This window comes from Pseudomonas allokribbensis, assembly GCF_014863605.1.
GTDB lineage: Bacteria > Pseudomonadota > Gammaproteobacteria > Pseudomonadales > Pseudomonadaceae > Aquipseudomonas > Aquipseudomonas allokribbensis.
The window spans coordinates 3,367,458-3,380,592 of the sequence record NZ_CP062252.1 but is presented as its reverse complement, the minus strand read 5'-3'; the positions used below and the strand labels follow the sequence as shown (position 1 = coordinate 3,380,592).

General features: G+C 52.6%; 15 protein-coding genes and 1 pseudogene. 9 read left to right on the top strand and 7 right to left on the bottom strand.

Translation table 11 applies throughout. The features are described from left to right. The first annotated feature begins 74 nt into the window (after positions 1 to 74). The 4 genes from IF199_RS15325 (at position 75) to IF199_RS15305 (ending at position 2,776) form a co-directional block, all read left to right on the top strand. A complete protein-coding gene (locus tag IF199_RS15325) occupies positions 75 to 788 on the top strand; it encodes a winged helix-turn-helix domain-containing protein (protein ID WP_192557964.1) in 714 nt (237 codons plus the stop codon). Between the two features lie 6 nt (positions 789 to 794). Further along, complete coding sequence (locus IF199_RS15320) at positions 795 to 1,028, top strand: hypothetical protein (RefSeq protein ID WP_192557963.1); 234 nt, start codon at positions 795 to 797, stop codon at positions 1,026 to 1,028. Between the two features lie 377 nt (positions 1,029 to 1,405). Continuing rightward, on the top strand, positions 1,406 to 1,879 hold the full coding sequence (locus IF199_RS15315; protein ID WP_244142388.1) for a hypothetical protein: 474 nt from the start codon (positions 1,406 to 1,408) through the stop codon (positions 1,877 to 1,879). A 474-nt stretch (positions 1,880 to 2,353) separates the two neighbouring features. Then, the gene (locus IF199_RS15305; RefSeq protein ID WP_192557962.1) at positions 2,354 to 2,776 is read left to right on the top strand and encodes a type II toxin-antitoxin system HicB family antitoxin; all 423 of its coding nucleotides are present in this window, start codon (positions 2,354 to 2,356) and stop codon (positions 2,774 to 2,776) included. Between the two features lie 167 nt (positions 2,777 to 2,943). Here the strand turns inward: IF199_RS15305 and IF199_RS15300 are convergent, their stop codons facing one another. Continuing rightward, a complete protein-coding gene (locus IF199_RS15300; RefSeq protein ID WP_192557961.1) occupies positions 2,944 to 3,162 on the bottom strand; it encodes a hypothetical protein in 219 nt (72 codons plus the stop codon). Positions 3,163 to 3,595: 433 nt separating this feature from the next. On the opposite strand from IF199_RS15300, the gene IF199_RS15295 reads away from it, so the two are divergent. Both IF199_RS15295 and IF199_RS15290 read left to right on the top strand, forming a co-directional pair. Then, a complete protein-coding gene (locus IF199_RS15295; protein ID WP_192557960.1) occupies positions 3,596 to 4,066 on the top strand; it encodes a CU044_2847 family protein in 471 nt (156 codons plus the stop codon). Next, positions 4,059 to 5,246 carry a S8/S53 family peptidase gene (locus IF199_RS15290; RefSeq protein ID WP_192557959.1) on the top strand — a complete coding sequence of 396 codons (1,188 nt, stop codon included), beginning with the start codon at positions 4,059 to 4,061 and terminating at the stop codon, positions 5,244 to 5,246. The genes IF199_RS15295 and IF199_RS15290 overlap by 8 nt, the downstream gene beginning before the upstream one ends. A 437-nt stretch (positions 5,247 to 5,683) precedes the next feature. Here the strand turns inward: IF199_RS15290 and IF199_RS15285 are convergent, their stop codons facing one another. After that, the gene (locus IF199_RS15285) at positions 5,684 to 6,304 is read right to left on the bottom strand and encodes a tyrosine-type recombinase/integrase (protein WP_192557958.1); all 621 of its coding nucleotides are present in this window, start codon (positions 6,302 to 6,304) and stop codon (positions 5,684 to 5,686) included. Between the two features lie 131 nt (positions 6,305 to 6,435). Here IF199_RS15285 and IF199_RS15280 point away from each other — a divergent pair, with 131 nt between their 5' ends. Further along, positions 6,436 to 6,837 (top strand): GFA family protein, encoded by a 402-nt coding sequence (locus IF199_RS15280; protein WP_192557957.1) that lies wholly within the window; start codon positions 6,436 to 6,438, stop codon positions 6,835 to 6,837. A 115-nt stretch (positions 6,838 to 6,952) separates the two neighbouring features. On the opposite strand, the gene IF199_RS15275 is transcribed toward IF199_RS15280, so the two are convergent. Then, positions 6,953 to 7,450 carry an HIT family protein gene (locus IF199_RS15275; RefSeq protein ID WP_192557956.1) on the bottom strand — a complete coding sequence of 166 codons (498 nt, stop codon included), beginning with the start codon at positions 7,448 to 7,450 and terminating at the stop codon, positions 6,953 to 6,955. 284 nt (positions 7,451 to 7,734) lie between these two features. Further along, entirely contained in the window at positions 7,735 to 8,565 is an 831-nt protein-coding gene (locus IF199_RS15270; protein ID WP_192557955.1) for an alpha/beta fold hydrolase, read from the bottom strand. A 478-nt stretch (positions 8,566 to 9,043) separates the two neighbouring features. Here IF199_RS15270 and IF199_RS15265 point away from each other — a divergent pair, with 478 nt between their 5' ends. Next, a complete protein-coding gene (locus IF199_RS15265; RefSeq protein WP_192557954.1) occupies positions 9,044 to 10,033 on the top strand; it encodes a GlxA family transcriptional regulator in 990 nt (329 codons plus the stop codon). 188 nt (positions 10,034 to 10,221) lie between these two features. On the opposite strand, the pseudogene IF199_RS30390 reads toward IF199_RS15265, so the two are convergent. Next, positions 10,222 to 10,610: pseudogene (locus IF199_RS30390) on the bottom strand (alpha/beta fold hydrolase); the annotation flags it as partial. 62 nt (positions 10,611 to 10,672) lie between these two features. Between IF199_RS30390 and IF199_RS15260 the strand changes: the two are divergent. Further along, positions 10,673 to 11,152 carry a MerR family transcriptional regulator gene (locus IF199_RS15260; protein WP_192557953.1) on the top strand — a complete coding sequence of 160 codons (480 nt, stop codon included), beginning with the start codon at positions 10,673 to 10,675 and terminating at the stop codon, positions 11,150 to 11,152. A 15-nt stretch (positions 11,153 to 11,167) separates the two neighbouring features. On the opposite strand, the gene IF199_RS15255 is transcribed toward IF199_RS15260, so the two are convergent. Both IF199_RS15255 and IF199_RS15250 read right to left on the bottom strand, forming a co-directional pair. Further along, complete coding sequence (locus IF199_RS15255) at positions 11,168 to 12,094, bottom strand: acetoacetate decarboxylase (ADC) (protein WP_166217627.1); 927 nt, start codon at positions 12,092 to 12,094, stop codon at positions 11,168 to 11,170. Positions 12,095 to 12,209: 115 nt separating this feature from the next. Beyond that, entirely contained in the window at positions 12,210 to 13,016 is an 807-nt protein-coding gene (locus tag IF199_RS15250; RefSeq protein WP_192557952.1) for a type 1 glutamine amidotransferase domain-containing protein, read from the bottom strand. Between the last annotated feature and the right edge of the window lie 119 nt (positions 13,017 to 13,135).

Here is a 13,135-nt window from a genome sequence, read left to right as displayed (position 1 = left end):
GATGATCGGTCGCTCAACCGCACCGTGGGTCTGAGGCTGCACACACTTAATCAAGGTCCTAATGCTGAGCTTTTATGGAAAACCTAGGTCTCGTTAAAACACTGCTAGTTGAGGACGATCAGAGGCTGGCGAAACTCATCACTAAATTCCTGGCCCGCCATGGTTTTGCGGTGCAAGTTGTTCGACGGGGTGACCAGGCATTGGCGGCCGTCGCTGAACTCAAGCCACAAATCGTCGTACTTGAGCTCCTGCTGCCAGATCAGAACGGACTGCACCTGTGCCGTTGGATTCGTGATGGTTTCGATATCCCCATCATCATCTTGACTGCCAAGGGAGATGACAGGGATCAGGTTCTCGGCCTGGAATCCGGTGCCGACGACTATGTAATCAAACCTGTCAAACCATCGGTATTCCTGGCTCGCTTGCGCGCTTTACTGCGACGCCATATCCCCACGAAGCAACCGACAGCGCTCGACATCCTTGAATTCGGTCAGTTGTCGATCGATCGCAGTGGCCGAGTAGTGAGCCTGGCCGATCAAAGAATCGATCTGACAACCATGGAGTTCGAACTACTGTCCTTGCTGGCCAGCAAGGCGGGCACACTTTTTTCTCGCGACGAAATCCTCAACCGTATCCGCGGTATTCCTTTCGACGGGATCAACCGCAGCGTCGATGTTCACATCAGTAAATTGCGCGGAAAGCTCAATGACAACCCTCGAAATCCAGAGCTCATCAAGACGATCTGGGGCAGGGGCTACCTTTTTAATCCGTTTGCTTGGGAGGCATAGATAAGTATGAAAAAGGACGTGCTGATTTTGCTGTTTTTTGTCTGGATTCCGGCGTCGCTGTATTCGGTTTATGGCTGGCATCAGGCACAGGGAAAACAGATCGTCGATGTCGATCAGCCAACGACGGTGCTGCCTGACACGTACCAGTCAACAAATACCACAACGAGCGCGCATGATTCTGCGACCTTCTTGTGCACGATCAGGAAATTGCCACATGGTATAGAAGAGCCGGATAAATAAAATGCAGCAGGCCAGGCTTACCAAAAACTGTTCATGATCGCGAACGGATTGAGCGCCGGCAGTGGGTGGTCGAACACATAGTGCAGGGAACCGCGCTTTATGGCTCGCGTATGACACTTGCGGATGTGCCTGATGGGTCACGCTGAGGGGGGCTGGGCAGTTTCTGGCTGGTGGTGCACTGACTAGCAGGCTGCCTCAACCCCAGGCATCCGCAGCACCGGTGCTCAGCGAACTCGCGGGTCAACAGCGATCCCCTGATGAAAACTGCCAGAGTCGAGCAAGCGTTATAAAATGAGGCTCGGGTTTTGCTCGTGGCATCTATATGCGCCCTAATCAAATTGAGCTGGCGAAAATTCCTTCACCAGAGCCTCCAGTTCTTGGTCGCCAATGGCGCCGGCGACGCTAACCAAACATGGACGGCATGGGTTCGTACCGCAAAGCTCGGGCTCCGACAGCTACCAGATCAAGGCTTCGTACCCGACGAAATACGGAAGGAGCTGGAGGCGTTGAGGGGGCTTAATCTCGTCGCCCAGCGTGGAGAGGGCAACAAACCGGTGTCCATGCGCCTTTTAAGCCAGGAGATCCAGGATGGAGCACCGGAGACATTACGCTACGAGACTATTCACCAAGTCAAAGGCGAGACGCACGATGTCACCGTAGTTGTATCCTCCAAAATCCGAGGCAAGCACGAGGCCCATTGGGCCGACTGGCTCTCTGATCGCAAATCTGAAGCCGCACGCTTCGCCTACGTGGCAAGCTCCCGCCCCCGGCACATGCTCATCTGGGCGGTGAAAAAACTGAAGCCGAAGGAGCGCCAAGCACTGGCTGAATTAGGCTTTGAACTTCCCTGAAGTACCTATGCACTGCTTTACCCAGGTGATAACCGTACTTGGGCAGGAGGCGTCGGCCGTGCCCGGAGTGTGTAAACTGTAGTGGTCTAATGAAACCGGACACCCATTTAGGCGAGAATGCTCGCCAGAGAGAGGTGTCTGATGACCAAACAACGTCGTTCCTTTTCCGCTGAATTCAAACGCGAGGCCGCAGCTCTCGTGCTCGATCAAGGCTATTGTCACGCATGTACATGCATTCTGCGATGCGACGACCTTGCGGGCCCGGAGTATGAATAGTCCATTGATTAGTAGATCGCATTGAATGATTGCCGAGGGGAGTTAGCGGGGAAAATGACCCTTCACACAACCAGCTCCAGATGTGCTACAGATTGCGTTTGCGCTGTCGATCAAAGCCAGTGAGCGAGCGGTCGGAACTCGACGTTGAAGTCTACGAAGGATCGACGAAAGATTGCCAATTTAGAGAGGCGTAAAGCTATGTATCACTACTCGCTAGTGCAGCATACCGAGCCCACCGGTGTATGGTTGTCATGCACCGATATTCCGGAAATGAATGCCGAAGGCAGTACGCTGTGCGAAGCATTCGCCGAAGCCCTAAATGGTTTGGAGTCTGCACTGTCGTTGTACGTAGAGCAGGGGCGCAAGATTCCAGCACCCTCAGCGCCAAGTGCCCCTGCAATGGTGCTGCACTTGCCGGTGCTGACTATGGCCAAGATCTTGCTATGGAATGCCATGTGTGACCAAGGCGTGAGCCGCGCCGAACTTGCTCGTCGAATGGTCTGTTCGCGGGAGGTTGTCGACCGTCTGGTGGACTTTATCCACGCCTCGAAAATTGAGCAGATCGAGCGTGCACTTGTATTGCTGGGTCGGCGTCTGTCGCTGGTCTTGGAAGTAGCCTAACGCCGGAATTCACCATGTCCCCAAGCGCACCATTGACGTCTGCTGTTGGTCTGATATCACCCACGCCCTTGTGTATGCTCTAAGGCCGGGTTGGGTAGAACTCGCTATGGCGTTCCCTGGGATGATTGGACCAGATAACTTTGCTATTGCTGTCTGCAAAGGCGATCTTAGGATTGCCGTATCCGCATAATCGCATCTGTGATTGCTTTTGCGTTTGTGTCTAAGGTTTCCATAGCCATGACAGCGTTATCTGCAACCACTGCCACGCCGTTGGCTGCAAGCCAAACGGTGACCTCCTCGATTGCCGCCGCCAGTGCGTGTTGGTTGTGCAGGAGCAATGTCAGGGCGTCAGCAGTGGCAATATTAGAAGCTAAGTTAGTTGGCATGCGATCCATCCTAGCAATGAGGGGTTCGCAAAGCCTAGCTCAATGCGGCCGCAGCAAAGTGGCTTAGATACCGCATACTTAAAAATTGCTACGCTGCGCAGATGATTTGAGGCTTTAGCCAATCAGTTGGGGGTAGGCGGGCTACTGCATCCAATCCATCATCAGAGCCAGCCTGCGGCCGCGTTCGGCCAGAAGCGGGCGTTGGCAAGCGACCGCTACCCGCCAAGAACAGCCGTTCGTGGGTGACCGCTTTCGGCCAATAGCGGACTCTCGCGAGTGACCGCTTTCGACCCGTTCCTGTCCTACAGTAAGATTCTGCGAATGTCACCAGCTTAGTCTAGAGCGGTCGTTGTGCTCCGGTCCGCCTGGTCGAACGTAACTGGATTCGCAGATTCGTGTTCGCTTCTGTCCACGCTACGAAGCGCAATTCTGTATGAGTCCTCATGCGGTTTTTGATGGTCTGTCGATGCTCGCCAGATCTTATCTGGGCAAAAATCGCGAAACATCGGTGAAAATATTCCCGCGCCACCGGCCATCGGCACTAAACAAGCTAACGTTAACTAATCAATTTCCTAGGCTTTCAAGGAGAAAGTATATGGCTGGGCAAAATTCATTAGAGATCTCGTTTTCGCAGGATGCCGGGTTTGCGGACGCTGCGGGAGCAGTTGGCGCGAAAGCCAAGGAGGCATTTGATGCTTTGGGTGTCCTTTTATCAGATGCAATAGCGCCACTTCGCCAAAAGCTTGCTGAAACATCGGCGTCCGCAGATGAGGTTGAGCTAAAACTTGATTTAGCACTTAAAGCTGAAGGCAAATGGGTAATCGTCTCGATGGAGGGGGTTGCGACCGTTTCGGTGAAGCTGGTATGGAAAAGGAAGCCAAGTGATGGGGGCAGCGATGTGTAACTTCATGCCTGGTCAAGTGATTGCAATCGGCCCTAAGCAAATACTCGCAGAGATAGGCGGCGGTCTTCCAGGTCAACTGGGGCCAGTAATACCGTTGGTGGGTGAAGGGGTAGATAGTAATAACGATAGCGAACTCCGTCGACTCGCCTACGTCGTGCTGAAAACAGATCCGGGGATGGAGCTATACGCAATGAGCCGTTTGAGCGCCCGGTTGTCTGGTTCGATTGAAAAGAATGAGGCTGCTGTTGACCTTAACCACATTCTTCCTTTGGCCATGTCGGAGCCCTTCCCAATCTCTACTTTGCGGCTCAGTCCCCATGCTGAACGCGAAGCGTCCGCCGTGAGGCGGCTACTTCGATCCGCGCACCTGCCTAAGTCACTGCGCATTGCAGTTCTGGACAGTGGACTCGCCTCGGACTTCTCTGCACACCGTGAGTTGCGTTATTTCGACTATACGACTGGCGGCCGTCTGACGCGTGATGTCGAGCCCTTTGACCCAATGGGCCATGGCACCCGCGTTGTCTCAATTCTTGATCAGATTTTACCGCCCGAGGTGAGCATCAGCATTGGCCGTTTACCATCTGCCCCAGGCTCACTAACTGCACTTACTGTCGCGCAAGCGCTGGCAGACATTATTGCCCGTGAAACGCCAGATGTCGTCAATCTAAGTGTATGCCTAAGGAATGACTGGTTCGTGTGTCCACACTGCAAACAACGTGTGCCGGCGCCAACTTTTTTATCTGGTTTGCTACCACTCGTCGTTCGACTTGGAGGGAAAAGCATTTCAAACACACTTACGGTAATGGCAGCAGGGAACACGGGACAAGCACCCAATTCTCGCTGGCTTACAGATGACGTAAACAGTCTCCTCTTTGCGTTCGCGGAGAACCGACGAGGTGAGCGTACATTGTACTCAAGTGCTCCTGAAGGTCCGCGTGGTGACCTGTGTTCTGTCGGCGCTTTCGGCGGCGACGATCCCAGCGATCATGAAGCTCAGGGTGTATTTATTGATGGTGTGCACGGTACATCATTTGCTGCTCCATTCATTTCTGCGGCGTCGCTATTAACAAAACGGTTTCCCCCACCGATTGGTCCATTTACACGCGAAGTTATCGAAGCCGCGCGACAGGGGCGTTTCCTTCGCTTGCGTATCGAGGAGGTCGAGGAGGATGAACAATAAGGAGGGCACGCTCCAAAAGTTGAACGCACAACTCTGTGCTTCCGCGGCTTGGAAATGTTGGCTTCTAGGGCCTACGTTGCGAGTTACGCTTAATCGCAGCCCCTGAGTTGCTCGACTTTATTCGTTCAATTTTGCCGCCAGTGTTTAGTTGCTGGCTGGCGCCACTGGGAGCATTGCTCTCGCCAGGAAGGAGGACTGGATCTTCAGGAATATGCTGCCCCCCCAACGAAATCTGAATGCAAGGGGACAATGCCGCATAACCGCGGACACGCACCCAGCTCTCGGGCGTGAGTGGACATTTCAAAAGTAAGTTGTCACGCGCTCGAGCGACTTCCAAAGGCGCCTGGAACGTGGTGAGCAGACATTCGAAAATCGGTTGCGAGAGACCGTTCATGGCCGGTTAGCGACGGTCAGGGCTCAACCGTCGCTATGCATATTCAAACCTCGGTCTGTTCCGCCATCTCTAGGGCGTCGTCGACTTCAATTCCCAGATATCGAACGGTGCTCTCCAGTTTCGTATGGCCAAGCAGCAGTTGAACCGCTCGCAGATTCTTCGTCCTGCGATAGATCAGCGATGCCTTCGTACGCCTCATTGTGTGAGTGCCATACATTGCTGGATCAAGGCCAACTGCTTCCACCCAGCCTTTGACGATACGTGCGTATTGACGTGTTGATAGATGGTCTGAGGTATGCAGCTGGCTCGGAAAAAGGCAGTCCTCGCTCCGGAGTTGGGCCTGGTGTATCCAGGCCGCGATAGCAAACCGTGTTTGTTCGGTGATCTCGAATTGCACTGGCCGCAGTGTTTTCTGCTGCATCACAATGGCGCGTGGTGATACGTGCTCGCCATGGGCGACGTCGCGCACGCGAAGCTTGGTTAAGTCGCAGGCCCGAAGCTTGCTGTCGATGGCCAGATCGAAGAGCGCAAGATCACGGGTTCGTTCTGCAATTTGAAGCCTTACCCGGATGGCCCAGATATCTCTCAGTCTGAGTGGAGCTTTCTGCCCGACCAGTTTTCCTTTGTTCCAAGGCTGGCGGCTGCAGGTAGCGAAGATGTTCATGACGAGTCCTCCACGTGTCGAAGGACAAGGATGGCTGACCAGAGGAAGGGTCGCTAACCGGCCAAAAGCAGTCGGTCGACTGATAGCACCAGGACAGTTACGCTGGCATTTTTATTTGCCCGGAACAGCGTATGACACAGGTGCATCAAGGGAGCTGCTTATGCTCAGCCGTCCATTACGAGCTACTGGTCTCACCAAAAGCAGTGAGTCATTGTCATTGCAGCCAGTGTCGCAAAGGTCACGGGGCAGCATTCGCCTCCTACGGCAGCATTCCGCGTAGCGCGCTTCGAACATTGCGCGGTTCCGCCAGCATCAAAACCTATGCTTCGTCAGAGACGGTATTACGCGAGTTCTGCATGGAGTGCGGTTCGACTCTATTCTGGTCACGATCTGAAGGTCAGTTTGCTGACTGGGTCTCCATAGCGTTGGGCACGCTCGATGCGCCCTTTCTGCCTCAGAAACAGAAACACGTTCATGTCGACTCCGCAGTCCCTTGGTTCAAATCATCCAATTTATGCCCTCAGGTCGGCTGACGGCTTTGGGTCGGATGCTGCCCTCCGCAACAGGCAACAATCGGCCAAGAACTGATGTTTGCGAATCGCTGCTTACGATCCAAAGCTGCAAGTCGCGACACGTTACCTTCACGGTTCAAACCACGTTCTGAAAACCGAATTCACAACGCAGAGTCGCAATGACGTGATTAACGGATGGCCCTTCTATCATAGGAGGATCAGGGCGCTCGCAAAATTCTCGCCAGACAAAGAACGTTAGTTCTGCGCCGTCGGTCTGGGGCACGATACTGTCGAGTGAGCCAAATGACTGCAGCGCTCTGTACCTGTCGTCTCTCCAGAACAATGCCTCTACCCAGTGGTAAATCGGAATGAAATGAAAGTGGATGGAGTGACCCGCATCATGACCGAAACGGCCGATGTAAAGCCGTTTCGGTTGCAGATGCGCTTCGATGTATTCCTGGATTCTCGCCTGCAATATTCCCAACTCCGCCGAGGCTTCGGTCGATAGTGCCGCCAACGAGTTCGTCATTTCCTTCGCGCTGAGCATCACGTAGCCAGGCAGTGCACTGTCCATACGGTGGTTAATCACCCAATAGGGGGATTCATGAATGATGAAGCGAGGCGATATGTCCATATTTTGGCCTTGAGTGAAGTCCGGTTGAGGGTATCACTAGAAGCAATACGGAATGTCTGCTCGTGGCTGTGGATTCAACCAATTTCAACTCAACCGTATACCCAAACACGCCATAATTGTGCTTGGCAGTTTTAACAAACTGTGGCCACGATCTGATGCCCGAATATGGTAAGCGTTGCACTGTTTTCGCTAATTATTAGACATCCCCCCGTCACGTTGAGGTGAGGGGGGATGGGCACACTATCGATTGAATAAAGAGCTGCCTAGCTCACATCCTTCTAGAGTCAGCTTTTCAAAAAATCCAACAGATCGGCGTTTACCTTATCGGCATGAGTAGTCGGAATCCCGTGCGGGGCACCCTTGTAGGTGATCAGCTTGCCGTTTTTGACGAGTTTGGCCGACAACTCTCCGGAATCGGAATAGGGAACAACCTGATCATCGTCACCATGAATTACCAAGACCGGGATGGTAATCCCCTCCAGATCTTCGGTGAAGTCAGTCTGCGAAAATGCGACGATGCCATCATACTGCGCTTTTGCACTCCCCATCATTCCTTGGCGCCACCAGTTCTGAATTACACCTTCTGAGGGTTTAGCTCCGGGTCGGTTATAGCCGTAGAACGGGCCGGCAGGAACGTCGCGGTAGAACTGTGCGCGGTTAGCCGCAACATGTACCTGGAAATCATCAAATACGGATTTCGGTGTACCACCTGGATTGCTGTCGGTTTTAACCATTAATGGCGGCACAGCGCTAATCAAAACGGCTTTGCTTACATTACGCTCGCCATGTCGCGCAATGTAACGCACCACCTCTCCACCGCCTGTCGAGTGGCCGACGTGCATTGCTCCTTGGGTGCCGAGCTTTTCGACAACAGCCGCGACGTCATCGGCATAGTGATTCATGTCGTGCCCGTCCCAAACTTGGCTGGAGCGACCGTGCCCCCTGCGATCATGCGCAATGACGCGATATCCCTTATTCACAAAAAACAGCATTTGAGCATCCCAATCGTCGGAGCTCAGAGGCCAGCCGTGGTGGAAATGAATGACCTTAGCATCGCGTGGTCCCCAATCTTTATAAAAGATCTCGACACCATCTTTAGTTTTCACAGTTGCCATATTTCGTACTCCTTGCATTTCGCTTGATGATACCGGGAGGTTGTTAGTGGAAGATGCTATTGCGGGGAGGGCATAGTAGCCCGCTGCGATGGCTCCTCCGATGAGCAATCGACGGCGGAGTACGTCGATATCCGAGCTATATTTATTACTCGATTTCATAGTCTCACCTATCACTTATTTCTGATTGTTCGGTGATCGCCGATCATTCAACATGGCTATAAAAAGCGTTTATGTGGACGTGCAAAAAAACATACCGCCCAGGAAAGAATAGAGGGCTTCATCCCGTGCGAGTCTTTAGTGAAAATGATCGACTTCCATCCATTCTATGCTCAAAAATAATCTTTAGAAGGGTAAAAATTGACATTTTTGCACGCAAAAACTGACAAAATTTATTAATGTCTTTAGCTGGTTATTTCCGATTGCAAAGCGGCAGCAATGATATAAGACTAGTGAAATTCGTGAGGATGCCATTGTTATAATGAAGACTGAAAAAAATATCGAGATTGCGCTGTTACTCTACCCCGAGTGCCAAATGGCCGCTGTTTACGGTCTTACCGATCTATTTAGAATCGCAAATGAGTGGGCGACCTATCCTCATCATGAGAATCGCCATAGGCGCATCCGAGTAACACACTGGCGACTAGATCCTCTACAGAGAAGTATCGAGTGTTGTTGGGATAGTGATCCTGCAGAAACGCATTGCCCGACGTTCGCGATCGCACCTCCTAGCGTTGCTATGCCAGATCGCATGCCTGCCATGCCACACGAAGCAGCATGGTTAAAAGGCCTGCATAGGAGCGGCGTAATTGTCTGTTCGGTATGTGCAGGTGCGTTTGTACTAGCCCAGACCGGTCTGTTTTCAGGACGACGCATCACAACTCACTGGGCATTTGCCGAACTCCTTTCTCGTACTTGTCCAGATGCGCAGGTTGTGACTGATAATGTTGTGATTGACGATGGCGATGTAATTACTTCCGGTGCTATTCTTGCTTGGAATGATCTTGGTCTGTTAATCGTTGATCGAATTATGGGGCCAAGTGTGATGCTTGCAACGTCACGTTTCATGCTAAGCGAAGGTGTACGTAACGATCAGCGGCCACTTCAAGGCTTTGTTCCAAGGCTTGATCACGATGACGAAAAAATATTATTGAGCCAACACTACATTCTTTCAGCCCCTGGGATAAATCACAGCATATTAAGCTTGTCAGAGCGTTCTCATCTTACGGAGAGGACCTTTATTCGACGATTTCAAAAGGCAACGGGATTGAACCCTGCCGAATATGTAAGGCAAGTAAGAATGACCAAAGCAAGAGACGCGCTTCAGTTGGGAGACAGACCTATTACACAGATTGCAGCCGAATTGGGCTACGACGACGCGAGCTCATTTCGAAAGGCCTTTCATTCTGTCGTAGGAATGACCCCGACTGATTATCGCGAGCATTTTCGAGTCAAACGAGGAGCCAGGTAATCCAACGTGCTCGTCTCGGTGTCATAGATTTCATCTTTTGATCTTCAACGAAACAGCTGTCGCGGACTTTTCTGTTCTCTTGACCGAAATTGAAAGGAGCTACATTTACCGGCGCGAACTTGCTATTTCTGAACGCCGATCTAGTGGCATTGAAGAGAGAAGGGCGGTATTTCTACCCGCCCCATTTTTTAGCTTCGCATGAGCGCTAACAGATCAGCGTTAATCGTATCGGCGTTGGATGTAGGCCTGCCATAAGGGAGGCCTGGGCAGTTTTTCAACGTACTGTTTTGCAGAAGGTTGGTTGACAGTACCCCAGCATTTTCATAGGGCGCGATCTGGTCATCATCACCATGCACTACCAGGACCGGATTTGATTCTCTTCAACTGTTCGGTGAAATCAGTCTGAATAAACGCCACGATCACGTCATAGTCAGCCTATGCATAACCCATATACCTTGTCGCTACAGGTCCAGACGATGTCCTCAGATGGTTTTGCACCTGTGCGGTTATAGCCCTAGAAAGGCCGTGGCGGAACGGCATAGCAAAATTGTGCGCGGTTGGCTTTCAGTTGTGCTTGGCCGCCCGATGACTTTAGGTCTAAAGTCAGCTTGAAGGTCAATAGGTTTTTCAGGGTGAGGTATGAGAATAGGCGAACTGGCAAAAATCAGCGGACTGGCACCGTCACGCATCCGTTTCTATGAGTCCAGTGGCTTGATTAGTTCCGTCGAGCGCAAGGCCAATGGCTACCGGGACTACGCGCCTGATACCGAATGGGTTCTAGAACTCATAACCGGCGCACAGGCGGCAGGTTTCTCGTTGGAAGAAATTCGGCAATTGATGCCGATGAATGCCGGTGTCTGGCGGCACGACGAGTTGCTCGCTGGACTCAAGCAAAAGGTAGAGGAAATCAGTGTTCTGCAGGAACGGTTAGCGCAAAACAAAGCTCAACTTCTACTCGTCATCAAGGGCATCGAAGAAAAGCCCGAGGGCATGGCGTGTGGGGATAATGCGCAAATGTTGATAAATCGTCTGCGGGAAGAGGGGGTTGGCAAAGCTTCAGATAGGCGTGCGGTAACGTCTTCTACAAAAAAACACGCCCGCCAGGTTTCCGGAGCCTGACAGGCGTAAAAGGCTTCAGCGCTCGCCAATCAGGCTGGCGAGTGGTTTGGGCGCATAGAGCGCACTCTGGAACTCTGGCACGTATTCGTACTTCATCATTTTCCCCAGCTTCAGGGCGCGGAGGTAATTCGACAGACTGCCGTCGCCTAGCGTGAGGGTAGCCGAGTCAGCGTCGCGGCTGGAACCGTGACTGAGCTGGCGGGAAACCGCATACCCGTACGCCAATTGGCCCTGATGATCGAGATTGGTGAAACTGCTGGTGACGATATCGACATCCCGAGAGAGGTTGTCGAGTTTCTTCGCTTTGAAGGACACGTCGACTTTGCCGGTCTGGCTGTCGGTGATGTCATAGACCACAGACTGGGCATCCTCTTTGCGATCAATACCGGTTAGCCATTTAGGCAGGTTGTAACCGACGACACCGCGCACCCGTGCAAGCTCGGTATTGACCGGCAGCTTGAGCACATAGCCCCAGAAGTCGCCAGACATCGATTGGCCAATAAGAGTGAACGGACCTAGGTTGGCTTTGCCTGGCTTGTTGGTAATGATCGACACGGCAACTTCGTTATAGGCGTCGTTATCACAATGTTCATAGGTGTACGCGGTAAACGCAATCAGACCGCGGCCTGGCCAGACCTGCAGGGGGTGTACGGTTGCCAATACTTCTGGCGGCATCAATGCCCGAAGTGCGTCCAAGTCGGCCGTGTAGACAGCAGTTACCCGACTGTTCTGGTAGTAAAAGTTCGGGGAGTATGACTCGAAGCCAATGTCGACCTTGTGCTTTTCCAGCCCCTTGAACCAGCTCAAATCAACACCTGGCAGTTCTGCCGCAATCACCGACAAGGGCGGGTTCGAGCGATAACGGTCATACAGGCCGCCCTTGACGACTGGCACTGTATGGCCTGCGATATCGATTGTGTTGCTTTCATTCGGGCTGAGCATTTCAGGCGTCCCCGCCAACGCATGGTTGGCAATTGAGCTGAACAGCAATCCTGTTGCTACGGCGCTTGCAAGTTTCAATCGGTCTTTCTCCGGGTGGTGGGAACTACTTGAGGGTTCAGCGAGCTACGTTGTTGTCGCCAGAGAGCACCGCCATCACGGCTTCAGCTACGGCTTTGGGCGATTGAGGGTTTTGGCCGGTGACAAGCCTTCCATCCGTGATGGCAAATGATGTGAATGGCAGCCAGCCTTTTCGGTACCGTGCCCCCTGGCTCACCAACTTGTCCTCAAGGAAGAAGGGCACCTGGCTTTTCATGCCGGAGAGCAGTTCTTCGCGATCAGAGAAACCGGTGATGTTCTTACCCTTGATGATCAATTGGCCTTGTTCATCCTTCAGATCCAACAGACCCGCTACGCCATGGCAGACTGCGGAGACGATGCCACCCTGGTTGTAGATGGTTTCGGCGACACGCCGCAGGTCAGGATTATTGGGGAAGTCCCACATGACTCCATGCCCCCCGGTGAAGTAGATGACGCCAAACTGGGACGGATCGACATCGGCGATCGGCAGCGTGTTTTGCAGGCGAGCGCGAAAGGCAGGGGACTGCAAATGCTCACGGGCGGCCTTATCCATATACATCCAACCAAGGCTTCGCTCGTCCAGTGGTACCGCACCGCCTTTGGGGCTGGCAAAAACTGTGCTGTAGCCAGCTGCCTCCACTACGTCGGTGAAATGCGTCAGCTCAGTCAGCCACAACCCCGTGGTATCGGTTCGTGAGGGATAGCTGGAGTGGTTGGTCAGAATCACCAGAATTTGGCGATTCTTGGCAGTCATTGTGGAAGGGGCGGTGTCAGCATTTGCAAATGTCATGAAAGCGCTACCTATCAGTACCAACGCATAAGAAACAAAGGTCTTGAGCATCATCCGGGTTCCATCAATCAAGCAGGTCAGTGCATGCTCACCTTAAACCTCGCTTTAAGGTCAACCCCTGCTGCTGCAAATAATTTCCACCGATAGCTGCTCACTTCAACTTGACCCTCAAC

Excerpts from the sequence above, each read along its gene's own strand:
- IF199_RS15320 (WP_192557963.1), top strand. The coding sequence starts at position 795 with ATGAAAAAGGACGTGCTGATTTTGCTGTTTTTTGTCTGGATTCCGGCG.
- IF199_RS15290 (WP_192557959.1), top strand. The coding sequence starts at position 4,059 with ATGTGTAACTTCATGCCTGGTCAAGTGATTGCAATCGGCCCTAAGCAA.
- IF199_RS15270 (WP_192557955.1), bottom strand. The coding sequence starts at position 8,565 with ATGGCAACTGTGAAAACTAAAGATGGTGTCGAGATCTTTTATAAAGAT.
- IF199_RS15325 (WP_192557964.1), top strand. The coding sequence starts at position 75 with ATGGAAAACCTAGGTCTCGTTAAAACACTGCTAGTTGAGGACGATCAG.
- IF199_RS15305 (WP_192557962.1), top strand. The coding sequence starts at position 2,354 with ATGTATCACTACTCGCTAGTGCAGCATACCGAGCCCACCGGTGTATGG.
- IF199_RS15260 (WP_192557953.1), top strand. The coding sequence starts at position 10,673 with ATGAGAATAGGCGAACTGGCAAAAATCAGCGGACTGGCACCGTCACGC.
- IF199_RS15275 (WP_192557956.1), bottom strand. The coding sequence starts at position 7,450 with ATGGACATATCGCCTCGCTTCATCATTCATGAATCCCCCTATTGGGTG.
- IF199_RS15300 (WP_192557961.1), bottom strand. The coding sequence starts at position 3,162 with ATGCCAACTAACTTAGCTTCTAATATTGCCACTGCTGACGCCCTGACA.
- IF199_RS15265 (WP_192557954.1), top strand. The coding sequence starts at position 9,044 with ATGAAGACTGAAAAAAATATCGAGATTGCGCTGTTACTCTACCCCGAG.
- IF199_RS15255 (WP_166217627.1), bottom strand. The coding sequence starts at position 12,094 with ATGCTCAGCCCGAATGAAAGCAACACAATCGATATCGCAGGCCATACA.
- IF199_RS15285 (WP_192557958.1), bottom strand. The coding sequence starts at position 6,304 with ATGAACATCTTCGCTACCTGCAGCCGCCAGCCTTGGAACAAAGGAAAA.
- IF199_RS15295 (WP_192557960.1), top strand. The coding sequence starts at position 3,596 with ATGAGTCCTCATGCGGTTTTTGATGGTCTGTCGATGCTCGCCAGATCT.
- IF199_RS15250 (WP_192557952.1), bottom strand. The coding sequence starts at position 13,016 with ATGATGCTCAAGACCTTTGTTTCTTATGCGTTGGTACTGATAGGTAGC.
- IF199_RS15280 (WP_192557957.1), top strand. The coding sequence starts at position 6,436 with ATGACACAGGTGCATCAAGGGAGCTGCTTATGCTCAGCCGTCCATTAC.